At 43.4% G+C, this 5,652-nt stretch carries 6 protein-coding genes; 3 read left to right on the forward strand and 3 right to left on the reverse strand.

The window, feature by feature from the left end; translation table 11 throughout:
* The coding region (locus tag ACYTXL_RS23865; protein ID WP_461926896.1) for a hypothetical protein at positions 1-189 on the forward strand (189 nt) is incomplete at its 5' end.
* A gap of 206 nt (positions 190-395) precedes the next feature.
* On the opposite strand, the gene ACYTXL_RS23870 is transcribed toward ACYTXL_RS23865, so the two are convergent.
* Both ACYTXL_RS23870 and murG read right to left on the reverse strand, forming a co-directional pair.
* Positions 396-1,712: a hypothetical protein gene (locus ACYTXL_RS23870; protein ID WP_461926897.1), complete on the reverse strand. Its 1,317-nt coding sequence runs from the start codon at positions 1,710-1,712 to the stop codon at positions 396-398.
* A gap of 60 nt (positions 1,713-1,772) precedes the next feature.
* A complete protein-coding gene (murG, locus tag ACYTXL_RS23875) occupies positions 1,773-2,846 on the reverse strand; it encodes an undecaprenyldiphospho-muramoylpentapeptide beta-N-acetylglucosaminyltransferase (RefSeq protein WP_461926898.1) in 1,074 nt (357 codons plus the stop codon).
* A gap of 84 nt (positions 2,847-2,930) precedes the next feature.
* On the opposite strand from murG, the gene ACYTXL_RS23880 reads away from it, so the two are divergent.
* Together ACYTXL_RS23880 and ACYTXL_RS23885 are read left to right on the forward strand one after the other, a co-directional pair.
* Complete coding sequence (locus ACYTXL_RS23880; protein ID WP_461926899.1) at positions 2,931-3,770, forward strand: nuclear transport factor 2 family protein; 840 nt, start codon at positions 2,931-2,933, stop codon at positions 3,768-3,770.
* A gap of 14 nt (positions 3,771-3,784) precedes the next feature.
* Positions 3,785-4,033: a hypothetical protein gene (locus ACYTXL_RS23885; protein WP_461926900.1), complete on the forward strand. Its 249-nt coding sequence runs from the start codon at positions 3,785-3,787 to the stop codon at positions 4,031-4,033.
* A gap of 50 nt (positions 4,034-4,083) precedes the next feature.
* Here ACYTXL_RS23885 and ACYTXL_RS23890 read toward each other — a convergent pair whose 3' ends face one another.
* Entirely contained in the window at positions 4,084-5,613 is a 1,530-nt protein-coding gene (locus ACYTXL_RS23890) for a YifB family Mg chelatase-like AAA ATPase (RefSeq protein WP_461926901.1), read from the reverse strand.
* Between the last annotated feature and the right edge of the window lie 39 nt (positions 5,614-5,652).

A 5,652-nucleotide genomic window follows, 5' to 3' on the forward strand; every position in this document is an offset into this window, starting at 1 on the left:
ACAGCAGAAATCATGTATTTGAACCACATCTGTCGTAGGGGCACAGCATTGCTGTGCCCCTACCGCGTGGTCTATTTACCTGAAAATAGCTGTAAAGACATTTTCAGACGTTCGCGTAGCGTCTGGCAGAGAAGAGAAGTGCCTTGCGGGGGTGGAGGAGGCAACTTCGGGGGATTTAAACCTGACTGAAACTGATTGGAGGCGGAGTGACTCCTGTTCCGCGCTACGTGTAATGGTTGGGGTCTTAAACCCTTTTATTTACGATAAAGCGTAGCTTTGGCAAGGTGGGGTTCTTCTTTTTGATTTATGTAAGAGGTCTAGTATTTGCGGGTGTTCCAAATACATAGAATGTTGAGCCGTGGCTAGATATTTGACATCTATATTAAATTAAGGCATTACTTTTTTACTAAAAAATATGCTGTAGCATAGTCTGGCAATTGTGTGATTTGCTGCCCGAATTCTTTTTTATTCTTAAAAATACCTGCCAAAAAATCGAGTTGATAAAGATTAGGTAAAAATGCTCCGCCTGTATCGGCGATGACTCCCATTTGCAGATGTTTACGACCACCTTGAGTATGCTCAATCACAATCACTTTACCTAAACCGATATTCAAAACATCTCCAGCAAAAGTGACTCCGGGTTTGATCGAAATTTTTGCATCTATTTTGTATCCATAGCCTTTAATAGCATCAACTTCTCGAAAATACCAATAACGCTTTTGGGCTGTTGCTTTCAATCCGCGAATATAAGACATTCCATTATTTCTATCGACATTAAAAAATGCCTGATAACCATCCGTAAAATTAATCAGTATTGTTCCTTCCATAATTGCTTCTTCTAAGCCATTCCTGGTTAGATAAGCGAGAGTTGTAACTTTTCCAGATTCTCTCCCACCTGGTTCATAAATACCCGACAAAACATCTTGCTTTGTGTATCGAGTGTAGAACTTATCGTTATTAGAGTTTTCTTTTAAGCTATAAATTGGTATATTAAAAGTAGAGGTTTTCTTGCGAGAACCGGAGTGAGTAAAGACAGCGTATTTGGTAATTCGTAATTGTTTTTGCTGTTTATTATTTTGGTTGTAGGCAGACCATTTAATAACTCGAAAATTGCGATTGATAAATTTAGGGTCTTGTAAACGAGTCGCTCGATTATTAGCAACATCCTCCTTTAAGACAGCAATCATAAAATCCAAAGTTTTCAGAACATCTGGCAGAGTAACTCCTTGAGTGGCAAGTATTCCTGTACGCAGAATATATGGGTCTTCTGAAGCGTAGTCTTGAAAATATTTTCTAGTATTGACAAGAACGGTTAATAAATCTCCTTGATTGAAGTTAACCTTACTACTTGGCAGCTTGACTGGAGTAACAATCTGGCTGCCATTAATGCTAAATTTATATTTTTTGAACTCATCGACAACTGGATAGGGTGCTGATGCTGCTAGGAAATTATGCCGAGATGAAAAAGCGTTTTGCTTCCCGATAATCTGATCAGATGTTTGTTGAGCAACAAAAGTATTTTGAAATGTTGATACAAGGGAAATCTCTGATTTAAGTGGGGCAAAATTTTCTTGCTGAGTTAAAGACTGATCTTGTTGAGCTAGCTGTTTAGTTTTTGACTTAGTATCTAGATGGCTACTAACTAAAGTTACAAGTAATAAACCAGCACAACCTACTGTGAAGCGAAATTTCTGGTGAAATAAGATATTCATAACCTGGAGAAGAAATTCCTATTTTCTCTTACTATCTTCAATGCGTGAATTTTGAATTGTTTAAGTTTCGATCACCTCACGCACTAATTGCGCCAACTTTTCGGCACTATCGGGAACTGCGATCGCATGAGCTTTTTCTGCCATCTTTGCTAACTCTGGCGGTGACTGCAACAAATTCAACACAATACTTTGCAATCCTTGTGTCGTCAACTCCGATTGCTTCAACGTTAACGCCGCACCCGATGAAGTAAATACATCTGCATTATAAGATTGATGGTCTTCTGCGGCAAAAGGGTAAGGAATCAAAATCGCTGGTGTTCCACAGACTGCCAATTCTGTCAAGCTACCTGCGCCAGAACGACTAATAGCAAGAGTTGCGCGTTTCAACAAGGCCGCCATATTGTTGTAAAAAGGTAAGGCTATGTACTGTGGATGTTTGAGACTATCTGCTTCTGGATCGCGATCGCCAGTCAAATGTACTACATATATACCAGCATCAAACCAAGCCTGGGCAGATTCGCGCACCAATTTATTAACCGCAACGGCACCTTGGCTACCGCCAAAAACAACAATTAAGGGAACACCATCAGGAATAGCTAAATCTAGTGGTGCATTAATTGCCCCATTAAGAAATTGCGATCGCACAGGAGTGCCAACGTAGACATTTGTAGCACGGGGTAAATATTTAGTAGCTACTTCAAATCCCAAGGCGATGGCATTACACCAAGGGCCAAAAAAGCGAGTTACTTTACCAGGTATTGCGTTAGATTCGTGGAAAACCACAGGTAAGCCGAGGGAACGTGCCGCAATGACGGCAGGCCCGGCAATGTAACCCCCTGTGGTAAACACCCCTTGAAAATTTCCCTGTTTGAGAATTCGTCTGACTTCCAGAATCGAAAGGGCGAGTTTACCCAAGACGCGAATCGAGGATAGTCCAAACCCTTGCTGAAACCCCTCAACTGCAATAATATTCAAGGGATACTGTTTGGGGACAAGTTGAGTTTCTAACCGATTGGGTACTCCCAGCCATTCTATTTGATAATCTGGGAGTTTCTCTGCCAGTGCGATCGCTGGAAACAAATGTCCACCAGTCCCACTGGCAGCGATTAATAATCGTATCGGTGCGTTTGCCATTAAACCTTTATCGTTTAGCGCCTAGCTTAACTAAGATAAAACAATTTCCTTACTTTCTCTAATCAAATCAGTAAATTCTTACCAATGACTAACATTATTACCGCCTTAGTGAAACGCCAACTTAGATTTCCAGCAAGTATCGGGTTGGTTTCCTTCCTGCTGACACTTGGTTTAACAAGTGGTTGGCAACGCATTCAAGCGACGACGCCACAGCAATTAGTCCAAGCCACTACAGCCCAAAATGCACCAGCCGAACTGAAAAACCTATTGACACAAGTTGATGCCGCCGCCAGCCGGGGCGATGTCAAAGGGGTGTTACAATTCTACAGCCCCAATTTCACTGATGGGGATGGATTAAACCTTCAAACTATGGAAAAGTCTTTGATTTCACTTTGGCAACGATATCCCAAATTGCAATACAGTACGAAACTGCTATCTTCAAAACCTGAAGGCAATGGGATTATTGCCGAAACGGAAACGAAGATTACTGGCTTACCCTCCGGTAGGGCTAATAATTTGACTTTTGATGCCACGATTAAATCGCGTCAGCGCATTGCAGGCGGGAAAATCGTCCGCCAAGATATTTTGTCAGAACGCACCCTACTTACCTCTGGCAGCAAGCCACCCCAAATTGAGATTAAATTACCGCAGCAGGTAAAAATCGGTCAGAAGTATAATTTTGATGCGATCGTCAAAGAGCCACTTGGTGATGATTTTCTACTAGGATCGGCGCTAGAGGAATCTATCCAACCAGATAAATTTCTCAACCCCACACCCGTGGATTTGGAATTACTGACATCTGGCGGACTATTTAAAGTTGGACAAGCACCATCTATCCCTGGTAGCCAATGGATTTCTGCTGTCATTCTGCGGGGTAATGGGATGACGATGATAACTCAGCGTCTGCAAGTGGTGAATAAGTAGTTTGGAGAGACGCGATGAATCGCGTCTGTACAAGAGTTTGGAGAGACGCGATGAATCGCGTCTGTGCAAGAGTTTGGAGAGACGCGATGAATCGCGTCTGTGCAAGAGTTTGGAGAGACGCGATGAATCGCGTCTGTGCAAGAGTTTGGAGAGACGCGATGAATCGCGTCTGTACAGGTGTTTGGAGAGACGCGATGAATCGCGTCTGTACAGGTGTTTGGAGAGACGCGATGAATCGCGTCTGTACAGGTGTTTGGAGTTAGTGCGCTACGCTACCGCTAGCTTACTAAAATCTGCATGGTGCGTTACCTTATTACTGCATTCTATCGATTGTGCGATACTGAATCGCTTCCGCTACATGATTGGTTTTTAGCTCATCGTCTCCTGCTAAATCTGCAATAGTTCGTGCTACTTTGAGAATGCGATCGCTTGCTCTTGCTGATAAACCTAATTTTCTAATTGCTACTTCTAATAAATTGCGACTAGGATCATCTAACTTGCACCATTTTTGGAGATGACGACTTTGCATATGGGCATTGCAACGCAGATTTGGTTCTTCTTGAAAACGGGTAATTGCGCGATCGCTTGCTTGTTGCACCCGTTCCCGTACTGATGTTGATGCTTCTCCGGTAGGCTGTTGGGTAATTTCTTCTGGTTTTAAGCGATTCACCGCAACTTGTAAATCAATCCGATCCATCAACGGCCCAGAAAGTTTTGCCCAATATTGCTCACGTTGGCGGGGAGAACAAGTACATTGTTGGATGGTATCGCCATAGTAACCACATGGACAGGGATTGGTACTCGCCACCAAAGTAAACTGTGCGGGAAACGTTACTGATAGTTTGGTGCGGGAAATTGTCACGTAGCCATCTTCCAAAGGTTGACGTAGAAATTCCAGCACATCTCGTTTAAATTCTGTAAGTTCATCCAAAAAAAGTACCCCTCTGTGAGATAATGATATTTCCCCAGGACGAGGGAAACTACCTCCACCCACAAGAGAAGGCCCGGATGCCGAGTGGTGGGGACTGCGAAAAGGGCGATCGCGTAGCAACGAACCACGATTTTTCAATAAACCAGCCACCGAATGGATGCGAGTCACTTCTAAAGATTCGGCAAAACTCAGGGGCGGCAAAATTCCTGGTAAACGGCGTGCTAACATGGTTTTACCACTACCCGGCGGCCCAACAAAAATTAAATTATGCCCACCAGCAGCAGCAATTTCCAAAGCCCGACGCGCATGAGCCTGTCCTTTGACATCATGCAAATCTGCACCAGGGTAGGATAATGTTGCTATCTCCTTTGTGACATCCATCTGCACAGGTTTGTAATGCCTCGGATTATTTAAAAAATCCACGACATCAGACAAATGTTTGCAGCCGTAAACAGCCAAGCCTTCAACCACTGCGGCTTCTTGGGCATTATCAGCAGGGATAACTAAAGCTGCAATTCCCATCTTTTGGGCTGCTGCTGCGATCGGCAAGACACCAGCCACCGGACGCAAACTGCCATCTAGAGAGACTTCGCCCAAAAATAGATAATCTCCCAACAAATCAGCGCTAACTTGCTCAGAAGCCGCCAAAATTCCTACACTAATAGGTAAATCGAAACAGGGGCCTTCTTTGCGTAAATCTGCCGGAGTTAAATTGATCACAATTTTTCGCATGGGAAAGGCAAAACCGGCATTCTTCAACGTTGCTTTGACTCTTTCCCTTGATTCTTGAATCGCTGAATCTGGCAGTCCTAAGACAACAATTCCCGGTAATCCCCCTGACACATCGACTTCTACGCCTACTTTGACGGCATCGATGCCCACAATTGATGCACTCCAGACTCTAGCAAGCATTTCTTATATAATAGTAAACCTTTCAAATCTCTAGCAGAT

Source organism: Nostoc sp., assembly GCF_054880495.1.